Source organism: Alphaproteobacteria bacterium (assembly GCA_018662925.1).
Classification (GTDB): Bacteria; Pseudomonadota; Alphaproteobacteria; order 16-39-46; family JABJFC01; genus JABJFC01.
Genome location: JABJFC010000029.1, coordinates 1 through 21,427, shown reverse-complemented (window position 1 = coordinate 21,427; position 21,427 = coordinate 1). Strand labels below are relative to the sequence as shown.

The following is a 21,427-nucleotide window of genomic DNA, read 5'->3' as shown; positions in this document are numbered from 1 at the left end:
TTAGAGTAACTTTTAGCGCTTTGGGTCAATTATTGCTGATTTAAAAATTTAACACCTAAAAAAACTCGCGCTCGATCGAAAAAACTGCGTCCCCTTGAACTTGAAGGAGAAATGTAACTTCCTATCGCGGATTTTGGGTTGATATTGTTAGTTTACAAATGCCTTTACGATATTTCGCAGTTAAAGGTGGGCTGAGAAGCCCTACGTCTCCCAGACGTAAAGCCTCCCTGATACTTTGAACCGGGTGCTCGCACCCGGTTCTTCTACTGAGGTGAGTTGTTAATTCCCTTTCGGAAGTCTGCTACCCTCCATCTTATCCTTCAAAAAGTGTGTTGCAAAATAACTTCCTTCTTTTGGAAACTGGATGTCATGGGCTAAAGTGCCACTTCATGGATTCAAAGATGTACTATAAATCTGAGAATGCAATCTAATTGGAGAGGATTGCCCTGGTTGGATGTGCATGGGAAAGAAAATAAAGCAGATAGACAACTTAGGATTTTATAAACTGGGAATCCTTGGACAGATGGATCTTTCAAGGCTGCTCATGAGCAAAAAATCTCTTTGGAAAAAACTTTTAAATTTTATAAGAAGGAGTTTTTCGTTTAGGAATTAATGACTCTCAATACCTCCAAATTGTCCCCTGTACAAAAATTATCTTGTCACTGAGGAAAAAATTTGATTAGTTTTTACGAGGATATTAACAAAAGAGAGGATCAAATATGATATAGTTACCAAATCATAATATTAAACAGTCTAAAAAGTAATAGGCACTAAAGTTGTTTGCTTTGGTGCTTTTTCTGTGATGCCTCTCACGTGATCTTACCAAGCTTGAATAAAAAGTGTTGAAATTTGAGGGAATAAAAAAACAAGTGCCTAGGATCTTGTCCAAAAAAATAAGGGCTACTGTCAAATCTCCTGTATGAGAAAGAATCAAGCGGCGCTTTTCTACCTCAATACCATCGACGGGGTCTCCATCTAGCTTTAATCGAATTATTCTCCAATTTGTGTGACTCATCTAATCTCCCGTGTTTTGTTTACCCAAGATAAGCCCGGCAATAAACTAATCAAGTTTTTATGTACAATGCTGTATGATACCTCGTGGTTATAATCTCGATTGGGTTGGAGAAGGGCTGCTGTATCTTCTAAGAATAGTTTGTCTCTTAGTTTTTGATGCATATTTTTTTCAAATTCAGCTTTAGATATTTGTAGGCCTTCTTTGTCGAGATAAAAGAGAAAGCAATTTACGATTTTTTGCCTATCTAAGTCGGGAAAGTTCTTCAAAATCACCATCAAATCAAACAAGTCACGGCCTTTTTTTCGCTGATAAAGAGCCCGCATTTTTGTCCCTAATAGCTCCTCTAAGCTATAGGACGCCACCAACGCTTCCCCTTCAAACCATCGATTGGAAATTCCAAAGGGAATCTCCACTAACTCACTGTATTTAAAATGTTCTCGCGTGTTAATCTCAATCTTTACTTTCATGTTTCGTACTGGAATAACCTCAGACTCATAACGATAATAGAAAGTTATACGCCCTTTTGTTTGCTTCCATTTAGGGGCTCCTAACCATGGGTCAAGAACATCATGAAGCTCTTCTAAAATGCCTCCAATTGGCCCTGCATGTTTTTGAACAAAATCCAGATCTTCAGAATATCGCTCTTGAACAGGTGAATACAGTTTATGTAAGGCTGTGCCACCTCTGAAAATAAGTTTATCTCTTAAAATTTTGTTGGAAAATATTTCAACAATCGACCGTGATAAAATAAGATCTTGCTCAACTTGCGCGTTATCTTGCCAAGGGGCTTTATTTTTCCATTCTGTAATAAAGTTTTGAGGTATCATAAATCAGGCTCTACTCTCTCATTGATAAGGATATGCCATTTAGCGTTCCTCTCGACATTATTCGCAGGTTTATCTGGTCTCAAAGGAATGTATCGCAGCTTTTTTTTGGTGATAAACTGATGTAATGGATCTGTCAAAGATTCATGACCTAAAATATCGAATAAGTAGCCAAGACGTTGGCTATAGCGAAGAGATAACTTCTGTCCAACGAAAGCGAGTTTTTTGGCATTTATCTTTTCTTCTAATTCGTTTAAAAGCGTTGCCACATGGTTGAGATGTCCTGATTGATGAAGATAACGTATTAAATCAAAAGCCGTGCCTTCTGGGGTTGATATTCTTACATATCCTGCTTGCGTTTTCATATCTTGAGTAGGAATGACTGAAAAATCTTTGCTTGCGTAAAAACAAATCTTAAGGCCCCCTATATTTAAGTCTGGAATTTTCTTTTGACATACAGCCTGAAAAATTTGAGCGGCTTGATGTGTCGATCCATAAAAGGCTGCAGCTGAAAGTAATCCAATGTAATAGGGAATGCCCAAAAGAGCCATCAGATCATGAATAAACCACTCTGGAGGTAAAGAGCCTGCAATTTTATATTCTACAGGAATAATTTGATAAAGGCCCTTTTTTAGATGAGCAACTTTTCCTTTCTTAGAAAGACGAGTAATGCTGTTTTGCAAGGCATTTTCTGATATGCTAAGAGCCAGACTGGCTTCTTTCTTGAGAAAGAGATATCGTCCTTGTTTTTGCAAGTTTTCTATATAATCAATCAAACGTAAATGTCTTTTCATGATTGAATCATACCGTATTCTGACATAATTTGAAATCATAAAGTTAAGTCGCTCGACTTCTTTCTCTCCATAATTTTTTTGCCAATTTTCTCACTTGCCTCCAAAAGGGGTTGGCCAATAAGGTGAGCATAGCGAGCCGTCGTTTGTGTTTGCTTGTGCCCAAGCAGAGCCCCTATGATAGGAAGAGACAAACCTTTACTCGCAGCAATAGACGCAAAGGTATGACGCAAATCATGAAGACGAACATCCTCTAATTCTGCCTTGGCCCGAATACGTCTCCAGGGTTTTTGCAAATTTATAAGATGAGCCCCTGCCTTCCCTCCACAAATAACAAAAGGATTTTCCTCTTTTTTAGGAATATTTTTTAGGAGGTCTAAGGCTGCTGTAGAGAGGTAAATGAGTTTCTTTCCTGTTTTACTATCTCGAAGTCGAAGATATTGATTGTCAACATCCACTTCCTCCCATTTGAGCGTAAGGATTTCATTTAAGCGACACCCTGTAATGAGTAACAACTGGATTGCAGAAACAGCCCAAGGATCATTTCCTTTTTCTTCTTCTAAAATTTTCATCAAGCGTTCAATTTCTTTTTGGCTTAGAAACCTTTCTCTCTTTTGCTCCGTATACTTTTTGATGTGAAGGCAAGGATTGGAATGATTTGGTCTATAACCCCACAGCTCTGCCAAGTTAAACGCCTTTGATAAAAGACTGAGCACACGATTGCCTGTTGTTGGAAGATGTTGAAATGAATGATGAAGCTTGGCTATATCACTTCTGTCTAAGGAGGATGCTTTTAAAGTCCCCAATGTTGGAAGGATATGCTGTTTCCATAATCGGTAATCTTCTTTACGACTCGATAGCCTTTTACGTGACGCATGCTCTTTCATGTACTGATCTGCAAGTTCTTTAAGAGTTGGCACCAAGCGCAAATCTTTCTTCTCAGCTGAAGGATCCTTCCCTTGAGTCACCTCCAAGATCCATCTTTGAGCAATGTTTCTTGCCTGTTCACAAGTTACCACCCCATGATCTCCAATTTTAGGCCTACGTTGCCTTCTGTCATGCGTACGATAATAAAGGAAATAACTTTTCTTTCCCGCAGGTGTTACCTTACACATAAAGCCACTGATTTCAGAATCCCAAAGAATATGATCCCTTTCTTTTGGCTGAATTGACTCAACAATTTTTTTAGTCAGTTTTTGCATAATCAGTGTCTCTTAGTTTTTGTTTTAGGTAGCATATAGGTAGCAACATAGAAAGAAAAAGACAATACTAAAAAGAACAGGAGATACATAAAAATGGCGAAAATTAAACAAAAAAATACTTTTATAGATTTAGAAATATCTCAAAGAAACATTAAATCTAAGACTTTTAATCAGAGGGTCACAGGTTCGAATCCTGTAGCGCCCACCAGGGGGAGTAAGGGATACAGAAGATTCCCAAAAAGAGAAAAATAAAAAGGGGAGCATATGGGGAGCAAATTGAGAAATTTCGCTTCGTTTATATGAGCAACCTTCACCGCAATAGAAGATCAAAATTTCCTGCATAAATATGTGCAGGACAGAAAATTTGCCTACCGCATAACTTCTGCCCAGAGAATCTCAATTTTTTGATCCCTCAAGAGGATCTTCATCGATAAGTTCGATGTTGGCATATAAATATTTATACTTGACATAACAAACTTAATCTTCTTTTATTGTTTAAAATAAAAATTATTAAATATTTATACTTTTATATACTTATATAGATCTCTATAGATTTCCATAGATATTTATAGATTTGCATAGAAGTTGGAATGCTAAAAACCTACAGGAGGCTTAAAAATGCAATCTAATCTCATAACAAGTCACGATCTTTCAAGAAGATGGTGCGTAAAATCTTCAACTCTCAGTCAGTGGAGATGGAATGGCCGAGGTCCCAAGTATCTAAAAATCGGCGGAAGAATCCTATACCGAATTGACGACATAGTCGCTTTTGAAGACCTGCAACTTCGTAAAAATACAATTTCTAATTAAGGAAGAAAACAAATGAACTCACTTAACTTCAGCAACGAAAATTGTTTGATTGTTTTCCCTACTTTGGCACGTCAAATTGGGGTAAAGGATGCTATCGTCTTGCAACAAATTCATTATTGGTTAAATCCTAAACTCAACAAAAATGTTTTTGAAGGATGCCACTGGGTGTACAACACTTATGACCAGTGGCAACAACAATTTCCTTTTTGGCAAATAAGAACCATCCGTCGTATTATCAATCGGTTAGAGGAAAAAAACTTTCTTCGTAGTTTCGTTTCAAGATCACTCAAAAATGCAAAATATTACACGATCAACTATGATTCGATAAAAACTTTGAAACAATCTCATGAGGACACTACAGATACTTCAAATACAAAAAAACAACGTGTGGTCAAAAGTGCCTCACATGTGGACAATTTGGCCGTGCCATATGGACAAAAAAGTCCTTTAGAGTGTCAAAATTGGTATGATCAACTGTCCAAATTGGCCAGTTCATATATAGATACAGATACTACACAGAATATCTTAACTCCTCCTCATACTCCTCCTCAAAGTGTCAAAATTGACCAGAAGGAAGGAATGAAGGAGGAGTATTTTTACAAAAATATGATCGAAATCTGGAACCAACAAGTTCAATCTCAACTCAAGGGAGAAGCGCAAACCATACGGTTTACGAAAGATCGGATTGGTAAACTTCAGAGATTTTTCAGCGATGTTTTTAACAACAATCCTGCAAAATGGCGATCCTATTGCTCTCGAATCAAAGACTGTCGCTTTTTGATGGGTGAGAGCCCCAGTGGATTTCAAGTAACACTCGACTGGGCTTTAAAGCACGAGAATGCACAGAAAGTCTTAGAGGGCAAAATTTACGATAAGCCCCAAGTGAGGAATTTCAAAGAAAAACCCTGGTCTAAGTTTGAGAAAGAATTAATTAAGCATTGTGAAGATTACTACTATCCAGCGTCTTGGTTTGAGGTTTGTAAACTCTTAGCACAAAATCTTGGCCAAGCCGTTTTTCTATCTTGGTTTAAGGATATGTCCCTAAAATCTCTCAGTCCAGACTCGATTTCTGTGTCTGTAAAAAACGCTTTCATCAAAGACTACATTGTAACCCATTACTATCGAGACTTCGAAAGAGCCCTTAAAGAGGAACTTCCTGAAATGACAAACATTGATATTCACGTGGGAGAGCCAAATACTAAGGCAAATTGAAAAACCTTTTCTTCACAAAAGGAGCTTGAGAGAACAGAGACATAGAGTTGAAAAATCAGAAATTCTTAATTGTTTAAGGAGAAAAAACATAGAAAAGAGACACCTGGGAGGAGATCAAGCCTATAACCCAAGTGCCTCACACACAAAGTGTCACACGACAACAACCCATCATTCGCGAAAGGACCATTGCATGCAGTATCAGTTAAACACAAACTTTGATCGAAAATCAAACATCATCAGCCTTTTACGTTCCCTTCCAAAATCTCCTGTCGTTGCCGGCAGAAAAAGTTTTACCGGTACACGCGTCAAACAAGCCGGTAAAAACCTGGGAGTTTTTAGCCTCATTATCTCTCAGGGTGACGCGAAGTCCCTTGACCTTGGGCTTTTTGCCCAAGGTCATCCCGACCATTTAGAAGCAAGAAAACTCATGAATAGAAGTGTATTAAGTGGGTTGTGTCTTATCACACTCATCTCTGTCCTTTTTCCATGGGATGCCTGGGCTCATACAGGAGATCTTTTCAAGGAAGAAATCGGCAAAATGGAGCAACTCTTCACAGGTGGGTATATGCGACTCGGCCTCCTTGGGGTATGTGGTGTGACTGCCATTGCAGGCGCCGTGAAGCAAAATGCCTGGATGTTTATCTCTGGCATCCTTGCCGGTGTCTTTGCTTTCTTTATGAAGGACTGGATTTTAAAAACATTTTCGCAGGTGATTTAAATGGTAGATTACGATCAACATGTCATCTTGCAACACCTGGATGATCCTCTCCGTATTTTTAAATGGACGGTGGATGAAGCTGCCATCATTATTGCTCCCATATTCTTCGGGCTCGGTGTAGAAGAACCAACACTCGGCCTTCTTTCTGCCGGAGTAGGATTTGTAGGCCTAAAGCATCTCAAAAAGAAGGTGGGTTTAGGTACTCTCAGACATGCTCTTTACTGGTATCTTCCAAAAAATCAAAAACTTTCCAATACCCCACCTTCTTATATTCGGGAGTACATGGGATGAAACTCTTATTTTTCAACGGACGACTAAAGGATTTAGTAGGGCAGAGGAATTTGCTCCTAAGCTTTTCCTTAAGCCTTCTTCTCCTGAATTTCATCCAGAGCATAAGCACCCTTACCAAGAATGAAAGAATTGTTGTAGTGCCCCCTGAGGTAAGGCGAGAATATTGGTTTGAGAAAAATCGTGTCTCACGAACTTATCTCGAAGAAATGACCCTCTTCTTTGCAGACCTCCTCCTGGAGATGAGTCCAGAAAGTGCCCCCTTCAAGCGTGAAATCATTTTACGCAATACCTCTTCCTCCTCATACGGAACGTTAAAGTCACAACTCCTTGAAGGAGAAGAGAGACTAAAGAAAGAGCATGTCACAACAGCATTCCACGCTAATTCCGTTACAGTGCATCCCGATAAACTGACAGCCATTGTCACAGGTGACCTTGCGCAATTTGTGGGAGAGAAACGTGTGTCTCAATCAAGAGATACTTACGAGTTTCAATTTTCTTACAAGCTTGGTCGCCTGTTAATCGAATCTTTTAAACTTTTGAAGGGAGAATGAAATGCGCAAACGATATCTGATTGTATTTTTGCTGGAGTTTTGGGGAAGTACAGCTTCTGCTCTTCAAACCTACCCTCTAACGCATAACGGTGAGACAAAAGTCACTCTCTCAAAGAGTGAGCAGAACCGCATAACAACTCAAGGAGACAGAATACTTCATGCTTTTGGAACAGATGGTACTTTTGATATATCAAGCGAAGAAGAGAGTGGTCAAATTTTTCTAAAGCTTCTAGACGAAGACTCACCCTTTACCCTCACAATTATCACAGAGTCCGGCAGCACCCATGATCTCAGAATTGTGCCAAAAAATATTGGATCCCAAAGCATTCTCTTTACACCTCCAAAACAGGAACTGTCCCCTTTTGAGATTTTAAAATCTTTGATGAGAGAAAAACATGTTGAGGGCTTTAAAAAAAGTGACCTCCATACAGAACGTAAATCTTCCAGATCCGTCTCTCTTACCCTTACCGCACAATATGAGAATGACCTATATTTTGCACGAATTTTTGACCTTCAAAACATATCGAAGCGATATGTAAGTATTAACCCAAGTAATTTATCCCAAAAAGGGGACATTGCTTTGTCTCTTGCAAAAAATCGTCTTCGCCCTCTTGAAACCACCTCCCTCTACATTTTATCGCACAAATACTCATTGAGGAGGAACTCTCCGAGTAAGGATTCTCCGAGGAGAACGTCATGAATGCCATTCAAAAGAAGCAACTATACTTGGCAGCCCTCTTAGGCGTACTGGGACTTTGCGCTGTTGTTTTACTCCTGTGGTCAGTTGATGATGAAACACCTGTAAAAACCGTCTCTCCCAAGCAAGTAGATATAGCAACAGCCGGACTACGACTAAGCCCACAAGAGATTTGGGTTGAACGAATGGAGACGAAAAACAAAGACCTCTCAAGTAAATTACAAACCCTTGAAGTGCTCTTGACGGAGCATGCAAAAGAATCTCTCGCATCACACCATAAAGTGAGAGATCTCGAGGAACAGTTGAATCATCTTCCCGCAACTGTTCCTCATCCTTCAATTCAGTCTGAACCCAAGAAACCTCCAAAAGGCATACGGAAATTAACCCTCAATTTAAAAACAAGTGATAGCAAAAAAACAGTTGAGAACACCGTGCCGGCAGGAACCTTTGCAAAGGCCGTTCTTCTGGGTGGTGTAGATGCATCAACCTCCATTGCTGCCCAATCTGATCCGCGTCCTGTGCTTTTAAGAATCATGGATCACGGAAATCTCCCTCGAAAATTCAAATCCGATTTGAAGGCATGTCATGTGCTTGCCTCGTCATATGGGGATTTATCTTCTGAGCGAGTCTACATGCGCCTTGAGAAACTCACCTGCACGGAGAAACTCACAGGAGAGATTATGGAAACACAAGTTGCCGGATATGTCCTTGGTGAAGACGGCCGAACGGGCATTAGAGGTGTTGTGGCAGATCGCGCCGGGGCCGTTATAAGAAATAGCCTGATAGGTGGCTTTTTTAGTGGTATGGGGCAATTTTTCACTGCCCAGCAACAACCTGCATTTTCTTTAACGGAAGCGCACTCACTGAAAGGACACCAGTTATTGTCCGCAGGGGCAACTTCTGGAACTTCTAACGCTCTTGAAAAGTACGCAGAATTCTTCATTAAGCGCGCAGAACAACTGCAACCTGTATTGCAAGTTGCCGCAGGGAGAGAGGTGGATATCGTATTTACAGAGGGCACGCAGTTTGGAGAGACATCAGTTAAAAAGACGCTCAGCAAAATAAGAGAGGAATCTCGAAAACGTGCCATAGAGAAGCTGCAGCATACGCCAGACAATAAATCCTGGCTCCCAGAAGGAGGAAACCTATGAGATATTGCTATCTGTTATTACCTCTAATCGCATCCGGCTGTAGTACATACGCCGAGAAATTTGATTGTGAGCCCGGGATAGGAGTAAGTTGTCAAAGTTTAAGTACGGTAAATACTATGGTGGAACGACAAGAACTACCAATTAGAAAAGATCTGGGCTCTAGTCAAGACTCTCACCAAAATGACGCAACAGAAATCTGGCTTAACGAAACGTCAGCTCCCCCAGCCGCGTTTTATATCAGAGAGGGCGTATGATGATTGAGAGATTGTCAAAAATCGGCCATAAACTTGCACTATACCTCAAAGAGCCCACGGACTTTGGCGTAGGAGACCTCTCGCCATCCATTCGCATGATGAGAACGTACTTGGAGCAATTCCCTCTAAGTTCGCTTCTTCCTTACAGAAGCTATGAGAACGGCATTTTTTATAATGAGGAAAGTGCCGGGTTTGTTCTAGAGACGCATCCAATGGTTGGGTGTACCGAAGAAATGCAGCGAGAGCTCAGCGGCCTTTTCCAGCATACCTTGCCTGAAGGATCCAACATCCAGTTTATTCTTTGGGCAGATCCAAAGATTGGCGGCATTCTGGACACTTGGCATAAACCCCGACAGAAAAGTGGAGGGATCTATAATACTCTGAGTCAGAAAAGATGCGAGCATCTCCGGGGTGCTATAGGAAGCCCTGTAAGAAACTTCAGATGTCTTATTGCCTATTCAGAAAAAGGGCTCTTTGAAAACCCAGCCAAACGCGAAAAACTCCTACGTCTACAAGAACAAGTCATGTCTGCCTTAAAAACATTGGGACTTCCCATAAAAACTTGGGATGCAGATGACCTTTTGAACACACTTGATGGCATCATTAATTTTAGCGAAAACGTGGAGTCCCCCAATCTTAAGTGGAATCCGCACGACAGCTTAGATCTCCAGATTCCATCATCCAGCATACAAATCCTAAAAAATGCCCTTGCGGTGAACGGAGGAAAATCTCAGATCCGAACCTATTCTGTCAGGCAAAGTCCTGAAGAGTGGTCACTTCATGCGATGGCAGAGCTTATTGGTGATCCCATGCGAGATCTTCTTCAAATCCCCTGCCCCTTTATGATTCACTATGGTGTTCATATTTGTGACCAAGGAAAAACAAGAACACGAGTTCAAAGCAGAGAAGCTTGGGTAGAAAAACAAGCACGCTCTAAAATCGGCAAACGGATTCCCATCCTTGTGAAGCAATCTCGGGAACTGGATTTTGTCAGAAAGCAAGCTGGAGAACGGTTTGTGCAGACAAGTTTTTTTGTCACTCTTTTCTGTAACAAGAATCAAATGCTCGAGGCAGAGCAGATTTTGCTCAATCTTTACAGATCTAAAAGATGGCAACTTCAGCTTGATAACTATATCCAGCTTCCTAATTTTCTCTCCACACTTCCCATGAACTGGGGACGGGGATTTTATAAGGATTTGTATTTTTTTCAAAAGCTCAAAACAACGATTAGTACGGAATCTTCAAATCTACTCCCTCTTCAAGGAGAATGGAAAGGCACTAAGTCTCCGGGCCTGCTTCTGACGGGACGAAGAGGTCAGCTCTTTACGTGGTCACCTTTTGATAACACCGAAGGGAATTATAACGTCTCAGTCGTCGGGAAATCAGGATCAGGCAAGTCGGTTTTTATGCAAGAGCTTGTCACAAGTACTTTAGGACAAGGTGGACAAGTGTTTGTGCTCGATGTGGGGAGAAGCTTTGAGAAAACGGTTAAACTGCTTAAAGGAACCTATATAGAGTTCACTCCAACATCAGATATTTGTATTAATCCCTTCTCAACGATCCCTGTAGGTACAGAGAGTGAAGACTCTCTTGCCATGCTCAAGCCTATTATTTCTCTTATGGCAGCTCCCCGCGAGGGCACAGGAGATCTCGAGTATTCATTCATTGAGCAAGCTTTAAAAAATGCCTGGGGCTGTAAAAAGCAAGATGCCTGCATTTCAGATGTTGCCGATTACCTCTCAAACCACTCTGATCCTCTTGCTAGAAGCCTCGGACAAAAGCTTTTTCCGTATACGAAGGAAGGTGTTTACGGCCGCTTCTTTAACGGACCATCAACGGTCGATCTCTCATCCAATATGGTTGTGATTGAGCTAGAAGAATTGAAAGAACGCAAAGATCTGCAAGAAGTCATTGTGCAGATGGTAATTCTTCAGATTACGAACAAGCTTTACTTGGGCGACAGAAAAACTCCCACGAACGTTGTTCTTGATGAGGCCTGGGATATGCTGCGCGGCAAACAATCGGGGCTCTTTATTGAAACGGCTGCTCGACGGCTCCGTAAATATCGTGGCTCTCTTGTTGTTGGCACTCAATCCGTAAATGACTTTTATGCCTCCCCTGCCGCCCAAGCTGCCTTTGAGAATTCTGATTGGATGTGCCTTCTTTCTCAAAAGGCAGAGTCTATAAAAAGTCTTAAAGAGTCGGGACGCATTTCTATGGATCCTCATATGGAGACCTTGCTTCACTCAGTTAAAACCAAACAAGGTGAATACGCTGAAATCATGATTTATGGACCCCATGGTTATGCCGTGGGACGGCTTTTTCTGGATCCTTTCTCACTTATACTTTACTCAACAAACCCGCAAGAGTTTGCTGCTGTTGAGACTTTTACCAAGCAAGGTATGAGTCTCACTGATGCTATTGAGAAAGTTTCTAGGAGAAAGGAATGAAATATCTTTTCTTTGCAGGAACAAGCTCTTGCTTTTTATTTGTTCTGATCACCTGCACTTACATCAGCTTCAATTGTAGCGAAAGCCTTGGAAGCAATGTTTTCTTCTGCATTAAATACTTGCCCTTAAAAAGGGGGGATCTAGTTGGAATAGAAGATCATAATACCAAATATTTTCTAAACACGCATTTTACGAAGTACTTACTGGGACTTCCAGGAGATGAAATCAAAAACAATGATGGAAAAACTTTTGTAGCTGGAAAACCCATTGGAGCGCAAAAAGCCCATACGAAGTTTGGGAAACCGCTTACACCTCTCACCCTATCCAAAATTCCCAAGGGCTATGTTTTTGTGGGCACAAACCATCCTGATTCCTTTGACTCCAGGTATGAAGAGTTTGGGCTTGTTAAGCAGGAACATCTACAAGGAAAGTGTTTTGGCCTATTGAGAAGGAGTCGAGTATGATCCTTCTCTTTATTTTCCTTTTATGTTCTCCCGCTCAAGCTCAGGACTACGGCGTACATGGTGCGATCTTTGAGATTGAAGAACGTGATCTTCTCAAAGATATGTTGCAAAAATTAAAAAACCTTGAGAAAGAGGGAACGCTCAAAATCCATGCTGAGGAACTTGAAAAACGAGTCCTTCATTTAAGGCCAGTTTCAGGAATGACAAAAGCAACAAAAAAACGAGAGTTTTTCTACGATCCCAGCATAACAGTTTCGAGTGATATCAGAGACCATAGAGGGACTCTTATGCATAAGAAAGGCACAAAACTTAACCCTCTCAAATACATCTCATTGAAGCAACCACTTGTTTTTATCGATGGTGAAGATGCAAAGCAGGTGAAGTGGGCCAGAAGGCAAAAATCCAAAATCATTCTTTTGTCAGGCAATCCTTTTAAGCTCATGAAGGATTGTCCTGTTTATTTTGATCAGTTTGGAACACTTACAAAAAAACTCGCTATCAAGCATGTTCCCTCAATCGTCACACAAGAAGGTTTGAAACTCAAAATTATAGAAATTCCCCCTTCAGAGTGCGGAGAGAATTCTCATGATTAGAGCCCTCTTCATCATATTATCTTTAATATTCACGTCAGGAGAGGGGCTTTGTAACTGTGTTGGTAGAATGATCAATCCAATAACAGACGTTTGTTGGAGCTGTATATTCCCTATAACTATTGCAGGAATGCCTGTTTCTCAAGGCGAAGACACATCTAACCCAAGAACCCCTATCTGTTACTGTAAAGATCCTCCAAGAATCGGAATTCCCATATCCTTTTGGGAACCGGTTCGACTCGTAGATGTAACACGTACTCCTTATTGCATGGTAAGTCTCGGAGGTATTACCATGGGGCCTGCCAACACTATCCAAGGACACGGAACTGTTGGCCACTCTATTAAGGGTCACATGCAACAGAGTTTCTACCATGTGCATTGGTACATTTATCCTATGATTTATTGGTTAGAGCTCCTGACGGATTTTATTTGTCTAGAGAAGGCAGAAGTAGATGTTGCCTATCTCACAGAACTTGATCCTTTGTGGGGTGATGACGAAACAAGTTTTATCATCAACCCAGAGGCAGGTCTTTTTGGAAATTCAATAGCACAAGCAGCTTGTGCAGCAGATTGTGTTGCTGCATCAGCTGGGTTTGGTGTTGATGCTCTTTTTTGGTGTGCTGGTTGCCAAGGATCTATGTATCCCTTTACTGGAAGCATTCCAGCCCACAGTGGCGGGATACAAGCAAGTTTGCTTGCGATTCAACGTTTTATGGCCAAATTGCACCGAGAAGGGCTCCTTATGGGGTATATCGGCACGCAAGGCCTATGCGGCAAATACCCCATGCCGATCATTCGGAAATCACAGTACAAAACCCAAATGACATATCCCGCTCCAAGCAATTCCTGTCATCCGCTTGGACGAAGCGATCTCTTGTGGTCATCAGGAAAAACCCACCCCTACCAAGGGGAAGATTTTGGCTATCTAATTTGGAGGAAACGAAATTGTTGCCTTCTCTAGTTTTGAGCGCCTTTTTAGCCTCTATTTATCCAGATCCTTCGATGCAAGACGTTACAAAAAGCATTTCAACAGAAAGAACGCCCAAGCTCCTTATTTTTGTCTCCTTTACGATGTCGGGTGAAATACTCAAAAACCTCTTTAGAGAAGCACAAAAAAATGAAGGGGATCTTGTCTTACGTGGACTTTATAAAAACTCCTTTAAAGCAACAGCTCTAAAACTTCAAAAACTTAGAATAGAAGCTCTCATCGACCCAACTCTTTTTGAAAAGTTTCAAGTTAAATCCGTTCCCACTTTTGTTTTAAGAGAAAATTCTTCTGAAGAATTTAAATCTCTCTCAGGCAACGTTACCTTCAACTACGTTCTTCAAAAGTTTAAAAAGGAAGGGTCATGATTGTTGCACTTTTATTGGTTTTTCTGACATCCCCGTGGAACGCTTATGCGAATGATTATGTCTCAAAACTGCAAATGCATGCAGTGGAGACTATAAAATCTAATACGCCGAACCTACTTCCTGATTACAAAACGGATATGCCTCAAGAGGTTTCTTTAAACGAGCATCATTCTATTGAAGCAGCAACACAACATTCCTTTGAGAATAGTGAGGTAGCAAACCATCTTAAAAAAACAGCAGAGAATAGGCCGTATTTTGTTGTAGATCCTGAGTACGACCCTATTTCTAAAAATTCATATAAATCAGTTATAAATCCGGAACGCACACTGCTAGAACCACTTCAAAACATCCTCCCCTCGTCAGAATTTGACATTAAAACTTGTGAAGAATCTAAATCCTCACAGGAATATAAATGCTCCAAATCCCTTCTTCCACCTGAGTTTCATATAGAGCCTGCAAAATATTCAAACTACTGGTGTTCTAAAGGAAACCATCGTCCCGATGATCCAAAATGTCGCGCTAAAACGTATTATCCCGTTGCGCGCATGTACGCCCCTGAGAAGATCCGCATTATCGGCGAATCCTGGACATCTACCTGTCAAACTTTGGAAAATTATGAGCAATCAGTTATCTGCAAACTTGTTCGAAAAGAATGTCCAGAAGGTCCAGAGACACGGGATATAGTAGGAACATTAGGACCTGAGAACAAACCTGCTTCACGTCCCATTGCGAGAGACTGCTGGCGATATGATTTTTACTATAGCTGCTCATATCCCTCCAAAAACAACTGTCATCCTTTGCGTAAGAGCGGCTGTAATCAGATAAAGTCAAAGTGCATTAAAACTGTTGAAAATACCTGCCTTGTTTGGGAACAAACGTACAAATGTCCTAAAAATGCAAAAATTGAAGAGATTAAAAATCCTCACATTAAACTCCCTTCCCCACCACAAATTCCAGAGATCATCCCTAATAGAGATATGGATGAAGCCATTACAAAACTCGCATCTCTTAAAGAAATCCAGAATGATATTCGTGCCTCGAATTTCCCATCCAATGCAGACTCTATAGATATTTTTAAGGGACAATCAAAGAAATGTACAATTGCGTTTGGTGGCTTTAAAAACTGCTGCACCAATGGCAAAGGTTGGGGAATATCCCTTAATCTTTCTGGATGTGATGGTGAAGAACTGGATCTTGCTCAAAGAAAGGACAAAGGACTCTGTGTAGAGATCGGCACCTATTGCGCCGAAAAAATCCCTGTTGTTGGATGTATCAAAAAGAAGAAAGGCCATTGCTGTTTTCCAACAAAGCTTGCTCGCCTGCTGCACGAACAAGGCCGTCCTCAAATTGGATTTACCTGGGGTGACTCAGAGCACCCTGATTGCCGAGGGTTTAAACCCGAAGAACTCTCTCGAATAAATTTTGATAAAATTAATTTAAGTGAACTGTATAGGGATTTTGTAACACCTAACCTAAAATCTTCAGAGGTAGTTCGAAGGAACCTATCAACAAGAGTAGAACAAATAACACGCGGCTTTAAAAAACAGGCCACACAATGAGGTTTTTATTCCTAGTCACTTTATTTTCGTGCTCAGCACTGGATCTACACGCCTCTTTTTATAACCTCAAGGCAGAAGGATGGCACTGGTACGAACATAAAACACCAGATACTAAACCTCAAAGGAGAATGAAGAAAGTTAAAGACAGTTCTGTTCATCTTTTGAAGGCGTTTCAAGAAAGATTGGAAAATCTGAAGGCAACGGCTGTTATAAACCCAACCTTTGAGAACGTCAAATCTTACATGGAAATACAACGTGTGCTTCTCGAGCGCGCCAGCAAGTTTTCAGAAACTTGGCTCCAAGTGCTCTTTACAACACCTCACCTCGATTATTCCCTAAAACATCCAACGTCCCAGGTAGGGCGTCACGTATACCTCGAAGAAGAGCAGAAAAAACTAGAATTACAGATTCATGCTCTTTCCAAAACACACGGCCTCTTTTTTATCTTTAAAGGCACGTGCCCCTATGCCCAGAAATTTGCCCCAATTGTGAAAGTATTCTCCAAAAAATACGGTTGGTCTGTGATTGCAATATCAGTAGATGGCTTGCCTCTGCCTGAATTTAAAAATCCCCGTAAAAAATACGGTATTTTGAAAGCCCTACAAATTAAACACACTCCGACACTCCTCGCCATCGAGCCAAAAACCAACAAAATCTATCCATTAAATATCGGAACGCAAGACCAAATAGAGGAACGTATTCGCCTTCTTATCCTAAAGGAATCTCTATGAGAAAATTTCTCCTCCTTCTTCTTTTCAGTACGCTCATAAGCTCATCGTCTTCCGCTGATGTTACTGGAGATCTCTCAAATTTCTTTAACAAACTGGGTAGTTCTTCTAACATTTCCCGTGCTGGCGCTTACGAAGATCAAACGGCAGGATACTATACAGGTGGAAATCTCTTTCTGCGCAATCAAATCCATACCTCTCAGCTCGGCACCATTCAACTCCCTGATTATAAAGCTGGCTGTGGAGGGATTGATATGTTTATGGGAGCTTTCTCTCATCTTAGCTCAGAACGCCTTCTAGAGGCCTTAAAATCCATTGGATCAAACATGGCAAGTTATGCCCTACTCCTTGCCATTGAGACCATGTCTCCACAGGTCAAAAATATCATGACTGAGCTCAATGATCTCGTTCAAAAAATAAACCAATCCAATATCAATTCCTGCGAGATTGCTGCGACCACACTCGGTTCCGTGTGGCCAAAATCAAATGAAGCACAGGGTCACCTCTGCAAGATGATTGGGACGGAAGGAAAATATGGTGGTTTTTCTGACTATGCGGCCGCACGCCAAGGATGTGGTGCTTCCGGAAAAAGAGACAGTGTTATTGGATCTGCAAGCGAAGATCCCCGTTTTAAAAGTATGCTTGGAGTCGATTTTAATCTTGCTTGGAAAGCCATCCAGGAAAACGCCTTCCTGCAATCCGATAAAAAACTTGCTGAGTTCTTTATGTCGGTTTCTGGCACAATTATCTCTAAAAATCATACCCTTCAAACGAAAGTCTCCCTTGCTGATAAAGACTCTTTTTTATCAGCACTTCTCCATGGAGGAGAAGTAAGAGTCTATACCTGCGTTGATGCGGATAAATGCTTGGATCTTCGTGAACGAGTTATGAGCATCGAACATGATGAGTCTCTCCTTGAAAAAGTTAGAAAAATACTCCTCAGCATTCAAAACAAAATTTATGAGGATGAAGCTCTCTCACTTCCTGAAATTGCGTTCCTAAATTCAACACGTTTGCCGTTTTACAAAATCATTAATGTCTCAACTGCGTATAGAAGAGGTGCATCACCTGTTGATATTATGGACTATGCGGAACTTGGAGCCATTGACATCATCTTCCAATATTTAAGTGAGATTATAGACGTCATTAATGAAAGTACCGACCACATAAGGCTTGTGCAGGTAGATGATGTGCAACTCAACCGATTCCAAAAATCTCTAAATGAGGCAAGAAAACGCATTATTGATCGACGTACAGGAAGTTTCCAAGAGATAGAAAAAATCATAAGCATTGTTCGAAAAACAGAACTTCTTGAGAAAAATATCATGTCTCAAGTAGGAGCTTTAAGTGAGGAAGGAATTTAAATGGACTTTACAGTTGTCACTTATGGTGCAGGCGAGATTCTAGCTACCACTTTCAATGCAATCTCAGCTCTTATTAATTCAAAAACTGGCTCTCTCTACACACCTCTTGTGCGTTTCGCGCTTCTTATCGGCCTTACGTGGGCAACGGCTAGTATAATTTACGGAGATCGTGCAAAGTTTTTAAACAACTGGATGATTCCTTTTTATCTCGCCCTAACTCTATTTTTTGCCCCGACATGCAAAGTTCATATTCATGACCCTGTAACAAGCTCCCGTTTTACGGTCGACAATGTTCCTGCAGGACTTGGGATGGTGGCAGGTATTATCAGCCAAATAGGAGATGTGGCTACAAAAGAAATTGAGAAAACCTTCTCAATTCCCGATGACCTCAAGTATCACAAAACGGGCAGTGTGCTTGCATCAAACTTAATAAGTGATGCACGAACATTCCATATTACCAATACTGAACTCAGTGACACCATGCGATCCTTTATGAACCAATGTGTCGTCTACGATGCTCTTCTCGGCAAAAAATACACGTGGGATACTCTTAAAAACAGCCCTGACATATGGCGGCTTGTGACAGAAAACCCCTCACCGGCACGGTCTTTTCTCTTTAAAGCTCCCGGCAAAGGCGCGAGCGCTCAAATTTTAACGTGCCAAAAGGGTGCCGCATTACTCGATGATCTCCTCAAAACAGAAAATACGAATGCGTTCCAATTATTTGAGAGAAAAATTTTTGGAAACGCCTCTCAGACACCCACACTTAATGGACAACTTTTAAAGCAATACTTGCCCGTTTCCTTCAACTATATGACGAAAATGGCAAAGTCCGCCGAAGAGCTCATGATGCAACAAATGATGATTTACTCCCTTGTGGATGCCACAGAACAAAAATCCACATCCCTTGGAAACGCCCCAAACTTTGCTGTAAGGCGCGCATATCTTCAACAGCGAGAAACACAAGAAACTCTGGGACAAATTGCAGCACAAAAACTCATTGCTATGAAAAACGTTATGGAAGCCCTTATTTATGCAGCCTTCATTTTTATGCTTCCTATGGCACTTTTGCCCATTGGATGGAAATTTATCTCTAGATGGGTTGGCCTTGTGATGTGGATCCAACTTTGGCCTCCTCTCTATGCAGTCTTGAACTTTATCATGAATATATCGGTCCGATCTAAAGGGATTGGCATTTTAGGCGATGCAGGAGGGATTACTCTTGCAAACTCTGTCGGATTTATGAATCTTCATGCAGATATGGCGGCACAAGCAGGATTTATGTCTGTTGCGGTTGGATCTCTTGCGTACGCCCTTGTACGAGGAGGGGCTGCAAGCTTTGTGCATCTTGCAAGCCATCTCGCAAGTCCTGCTGTGAGTGCTGCAGGAAGAGCTGCAGAAGATCTTATGAGTGGCAACTACAGTTTTGGAAATGTCTCACAAGGAACAGTTCAAGCAAACAATTCAACATTCGGGCAACAAAACCTTTCACCTTCTCACGCATCAGGCTCTTTTACCCAAAATGATGGGATGAAAAGCCGGACAACAACCGCAGAAGGGAGCCATCTCATCAATGTATCGAGCTCAAATTTAAGAACAGGAATTAATCTGTCTGAAAGCTTAAGTAATAGCTATACAGAGCAATCCTCCGAAGCCCGACAGGCAGCTGAAAACAGCCTCGTTGCTGCAACTCATGCAAAAGCCGATCATAATCGACAACTTCTCGATTTAAGTACGCATCAAGCACATCAATCCTCTGAAAGTGAAAGTTACTATACAGGTGAAACAGCGAGTCAAAATCAAGCCTTTACTACATTAGATGGGCTCGTGGATCGTTTTGCAAAGGATCATAGTGTTTCCAAAGAGCAAGCCCAGCAGCTTCTAGGTAGAGTCTCTGCTTCAGTAAGTGCAGGGGTTGGTTTTGAAGTATTTGGGACAGGAGCCAGTGCAACGACGTCTAGCGAATTAACTGGTCAGGTGTGGGGGTCAAAAATTGACCGAGAAATGTTTTCTGCAGCTCAAGACTACTCAAAACAACAAAACTTTCAAGAAGCTTTGAATCAAGGCCAACAAGCTGCCCACGATATGCGGTATTCGGAGCTTAGTGACAAAGGACAAAAATACGTCTCTTCCCTCAATGCCTCCTATGATAAATCAGAGCAATACAGAGAGGAAGCAAGCGCAAGCTTCCAAAAGTCTGAAGCGTTCTCAAAAATGGCTGCTTTTACAAAACAAAATGCAGGAAGTATTAATGCGAATTTAAGCCAGGAATACGTCAATTGGCTACAAGAGCAGCCTCTACCAAACTCGGAAGGGCACATGGGAATTCACGAGGCAGAGACGATTCTGTCTTCTCGGCCAAATCTTGATCATCAGTACCAACAACGCTTTTTGGAAAGCAAAATGCAGAGCTATTTTGATTCTCAGGGCCTGCTCACCACAAACAGCGATATTGAGGCGACCTATAGTCAATCGAAAGAAGGGATTTCTCATAAGGAAGACTTTCTGCATGATGTTGCAGCAAAAGCTTCCGAACAAGGATTTGGGGATACCTTCAAATTAAATTCCAAACCTCGCAGTGACGTTAAGGAACAGTTATCATTTATGGAAGACCAGCTTATTGAGCAAAAAGAAATTCTCGAGAAACAATCCGGGATAAGAAAGGATGAAAAACCATGATACTTCCCTGCAACAACTTTATGATTCAAATACTCCCATTGGTCCTCTATCGGTTGTTGATAAAGAAAATTCAGCTGCACTTATTCGTCCAGGCATTCTTCTATGAGGTGCATAATACCGATCATCTCTTCGGAATAATTTTGGACGTTTTAATTTCAAGAAAAAACATACACACAAAATACCCACGAAGGTGGCTATCACATAACTCAGACAAAACACTTCGAGTGCATAGGTACCGGAGATTTGTGCATAAGCTGCTGCAACTCCAGCAAGGATCAAGGAGCAACCTCTTATGTTCCTTCGTGTGTCAAAGTATCGATCTAACTGCCTCGGTGTTACGTGTTGGTGTTTCTTCAATTGCGCACGGATTACGAACTGAGAGGGTTTCACCCCCAAAATGTAGTGACATACGTAATCCAGTAAAACTGCCAAGTAAAAATAGGAAAAAAAACCTAAGTTTTCATAAAACAAACCGACTACTACCGCCAAACTCACCGATACTAGTACAATGGATTTTCGAATTAAAAATGGGCGATGCATATCTAAACTCCTCGCTCAGATACTACAGGTTTTGGCAGTTAAAAACAATGTGGGGGAATAGACCCAAAATCCGCGATAGGAAGTTACATTTCTCCTTCAAGTTCAAGGGGACGCAGTTTTTTCGATCGAGCGCGAGTTTTTTTAGGTGTTAAATTTTTAAATCAGCAATAATTGACCCAAAGCG

General features: G+C 41.2%; 20 protein-coding genes. 16 read left to right on the top strand and 4 right to left on the bottom strand.

The genetic code is table 11. The features are described 5' to 3' along the window. Positions 1-736: 736 nt before the first annotated feature. Genes HOL16_02180 through HOL16_02165 form a run of 4 tightly spaced genes read right to left on the bottom strand, consistent with a single transcriptional unit; the run spans position 737 to position 3,832 of the window. Entirely contained in the window at positions 737-1,015 is a 279-nt protein-coding gene (locus HOL16_02180) for a hypothetical protein (GenBank protein ID MBT5389502.1), read from the bottom strand. Beyond that, positions 1,012-1,842 (bottom strand): nucleotidyl transferase AbiEii/AbiGii toxin family protein, encoded by an 831-nt coding sequence (locus HOL16_02175; GenBank protein MBT5389501.1) that lies wholly within the window; start codon positions 1,840-1,842, stop codon positions 1,012-1,014. Before HOL16_02175 ends, HOL16_02180 begins: the two co-directional genes overlap by 4 nt. Beyond that, on the bottom strand, positions 1,839-2,633 hold the full coding sequence (locus HOL16_02170) for a hypothetical protein (protein MBT5389500.1): 795 nt from the start codon (positions 2,631-2,633) through the stop codon (positions 1,839-1,841). Before HOL16_02170 ends, HOL16_02175 begins: the two co-directional genes overlap by 4 nt. Before the next feature lie 35 nt (positions 2,634-2,668). Continuing rightward, positions 2,669-3,832, bottom strand: a complete 1,164-nt coding sequence (locus tag HOL16_02165) for a site-specific integrase (protein ID MBT5389499.1) — start codon at positions 3,830-3,832, stop codon at positions 2,669-2,671. A gap of 618 nt (positions 3,833-4,450) precedes the next feature. On the opposite strand from HOL16_02165, the gene HOL16_02160 reads away from it, so the two are divergent. From HOL16_02160 to HOL16_02085, 16 genes are all read left to right on the top strand, one after another. Further along, on the top strand, positions 4,451-4,642 hold the full coding sequence (locus HOL16_02160) for a DNA-binding protein (GenBank protein MBT5389498.1): 192 nt from the start codon (positions 4,451-4,453) through the stop codon (positions 4,640-4,642). 12 nt (positions 4,643-4,654) lie between these two features. Continuing rightward, positions 4,655-5,854 carry a hypothetical protein gene (locus tag HOL16_02155; protein MBT5389497.1) on the top strand — a complete coding sequence of 400 codons (1,200 nt, stop codon included), beginning with the start codon at positions 4,655-4,657 and terminating at the stop codon, positions 5,852-5,854. Positions 5,855-6,044: 190 nt separating this feature from the next. Further along, a complete protein-coding gene (locus HOL16_02150) occupies positions 6,045-6,572 on the top strand; it encodes a hypothetical protein (protein MBT5389496.1) in 528 nt (175 codons plus the stop codon). Then, positions 6,573-6,863, top strand: a complete 291-nt coding sequence (gene traL, locus HOL16_02145) for a type IV conjugative transfer system protein TraL (protein MBT5389495.1) — start codon at positions 6,573-6,575, stop codon at positions 6,861-6,863. Continuing rightward, on the top strand, positions 6,860-7,414 hold the full coding sequence (gene traE / locus HOL16_02140; protein ID MBT5389494.1) for a type IV conjugative transfer system protein TraE: 555 nt from the start codon (positions 6,860-6,862) through the stop codon (positions 7,412-7,414). The genes traL and traE overlap by 4 nt, the downstream gene beginning before the upstream one ends. 1 nt (position 7,415) lies before the next feature. Beyond that, a complete protein-coding gene (locus HOL16_02135) occupies positions 7,416-8,114 on the top strand; it encodes a hypothetical protein (GenBank protein MBT5389493.1) in 699 nt (232 codons plus the stop codon). Next, complete coding sequence (locus HOL16_02130; protein MBT5389492.1) at positions 8,111-9,262, top strand: hypothetical protein; 1,152 nt, start codon at positions 8,111-8,113, stop codon at positions 9,260-9,262. Before HOL16_02135 ends, HOL16_02130 begins: the two co-directional genes overlap by 4 nt. 253 nt (positions 9,263-9,515) lie before the next feature. Further along, positions 9,516-11,966, top strand: coding sequence for a type IV secretion system protein TraC (gene traC, locus HOL16_02125; GenBank protein ID MBT5389491.1), 2,451 nt, complete (start codon positions 9,516-9,518; stop codon positions 11,964-11,966). Further along, a complete protein-coding gene (gene lepB, locus HOL16_02120) occupies positions 11,963-12,430 on the top strand; it encodes a signal peptidase I (protein MBT5389490.1) in 468 nt (155 codons plus the stop codon). Before traC ends, lepB begins: the two co-directional genes overlap by 4 nt. Next, entirely contained in the window at positions 12,427-13,023 is a 597-nt protein-coding gene (traW, locus tag HOL16_02115; protein ID MBT5389489.1) for a type-F conjugative transfer system protein TraW, read from the top strand. The genes lepB and traW overlap by 4 nt, the downstream gene beginning before the upstream one ends. Beyond that, positions 13,016-13,981, top strand: coding sequence for a TraU family protein (locus HOL16_02110; protein MBT5389488.1), 966 nt, complete (start codon positions 13,016-13,018; stop codon positions 13,979-13,981). The genes traW and HOL16_02110 overlap by 8 nt, the downstream gene beginning before the upstream one ends. Next, positions 13,966-14,373 carry a type-F conjugative transfer system pilin assembly protein TrbC gene (trbC, locus tag HOL16_02105; GenBank protein ID MBT5389487.1) on the top strand — a complete coding sequence of 136 codons (408 nt, stop codon included), beginning with the start codon at positions 13,966-13,968 and terminating at the stop codon, positions 14,371-14,373. Before HOL16_02110 ends, trbC begins: the two co-directional genes overlap by 16 nt. Then, complete coding sequence (locus HOL16_02100; protein MBT5389486.1) at positions 14,370-15,932, top strand: conjugal transfer protein TraN; 1,563 nt, start codon at positions 14,370-14,372, stop codon at positions 15,930-15,932. The genes trbC and HOL16_02100 overlap by 4 nt, the downstream gene beginning before the upstream one ends. After that, positions 15,929-16,663 (top strand): type-F conjugative transfer system pilin assembly protein TraF, encoded by a 735-nt coding sequence (gene traF, locus HOL16_02095; GenBank protein ID MBT5389485.1) that lies wholly within the window; start codon positions 15,929-15,931, stop codon positions 16,661-16,663. The genes HOL16_02100 and traF overlap by 4 nt, the downstream gene beginning before the upstream one ends. Continuing rightward, on the top strand, positions 16,660-18,024 hold the full coding sequence (locus tag HOL16_02090) for a conjugal transfer protein TraH (protein ID MBT5389484.1): 1,365 nt from the start codon (positions 16,660-16,662) through the stop codon (positions 18,022-18,024). The genes traF and HOL16_02090 overlap by 4 nt, the downstream gene beginning before the upstream one ends. Continuing rightward, complete coding sequence (locus tag HOL16_02085) at positions 18,025-20,703, top strand: hypothetical protein (GenBank protein ID MBT5389483.1); 2,679 nt, start codon at positions 18,025-18,027, stop codon at positions 20,701-20,703. It abuts the gene before it with no gap. Positions 20,704-21,427: the final 724 nt, after the last annotated feature.

What these genes read in the sequence shown, in the direction of transcription:
- HOL16_02180 (MBT5389502.1), bottom strand. Translation starts at nt 1,015, where the DNA reads ATGAGTCACACAAATTGGAGAATAATTCGATTAAAGCTAGATGGAGAC.
- HOL16_02175 (MBT5389501.1), bottom strand. Translation starts at nt 1,842, where the DNA reads ATGATACCTCAAAACTTTATTACAGAATGGAAAAATAAAGCCCCTTGG.
- HOL16_02170 (MBT5389500.1), bottom strand. Translation starts at nt 2,633, where the DNA reads ATGAAAAGACATTTACGTTTGATTGATTATATAGAAAACTTGCAAAAA.
- HOL16_02165 (MBT5389499.1), bottom strand. Translation starts at nt 3,832, where the DNA reads ATGCAAAAACTGACTAAAAAAATTGTTGAGTCAATTCAGCCAAAAGAA.
- HOL16_02160 (MBT5389498.1), top strand. Translation starts at nt 4,451, where the DNA reads ATGCAATCTAATCTCATAACAAGTCACGATCTTTCAAGAAGATGGTGC.
- HOL16_02155 (MBT5389497.1), top strand. Translation starts at nt 4,655, where the DNA reads ATGAACTCACTTAACTTCAGCAACGAAAATTGTTTGATTGTTTTCCCT.
- HOL16_02150 (MBT5389496.1), top strand. Translation starts at nt 6,045, where the DNA reads ATGCAGTATCAGTTAAACACAAACTTTGATCGAAAATCAAACATCATC.
- traL (MBT5389495.1), top strand. Translation starts at nt 6,573, where the DNA reads ATGGTAGATTACGATCAACATGTCATCTTGCAACACCTGGATGATCCT.
- traE (MBT5389494.1), top strand. Translation starts at nt 6,860, where the DNA reads ATGAAACTCTTATTTTTCAACGGACGACTAAAGGATTTAGTAGGGCAG.
- HOL16_02135 (MBT5389493.1), top strand. Translation starts at nt 7,416, where the DNA reads ATGCGCAAACGATATCTGATTGTATTTTTGCTGGAGTTTTGGGGAAGT.
- HOL16_02130 (MBT5389492.1), top strand. Translation starts at nt 8,111, where the DNA reads ATGAATGCCATTCAAAAGAAGCAACTATACTTGGCAGCCCTCTTAGGC.
- traC (MBT5389491.1), top strand. Translation starts at nt 9,516, where the DNA reads ATGATTGAGAGATTGTCAAAAATCGGCCATAAACTTGCACTATACCTC.
- lepB (MBT5389490.1), top strand. Translation starts at nt 11,963, where the DNA reads ATGAAATATCTTTTCTTTGCAGGAACAAGCTCTTGCTTTTTATTTGTT.
- traW (MBT5389489.1), top strand. Translation starts at nt 12,427, where the DNA reads ATGATCCTTCTCTTTATTTTCCTTTTATGTTCTCCCGCTCAAGCTCAG.
- HOL16_02110 (MBT5389488.1), top strand. Translation starts at nt 13,016, where the DNA reads ATGATTAGAGCCCTCTTCATCATATTATCTTTAATATTCACGTCAGGA.
- HOL16_02100 (MBT5389486.1), top strand. Translation starts at nt 14,370, where the DNA reads ATGATTGTTGCACTTTTATTGGTTTTTCTGACATCCCCGTGGAACGCT.
- traF (MBT5389485.1), top strand. Translation starts at nt 15,929, where the DNA reads ATGAGGTTTTTATTCCTAGTCACTTTATTTTCGTGCTCAGCACTGGAT.
- HOL16_02090 (MBT5389484.1), top strand. Translation starts at nt 16,660, where the DNA reads ATGAGAAAATTTCTCCTCCTTCTTCTTTTCAGTACGCTCATAAGCTCA.
- HOL16_02085 (MBT5389483.1), top strand. Translation starts at nt 18,025, where the DNA reads ATGGACTTTACAGTTGTCACTTATGGTGCAGGCGAGATTCTAGCTACC.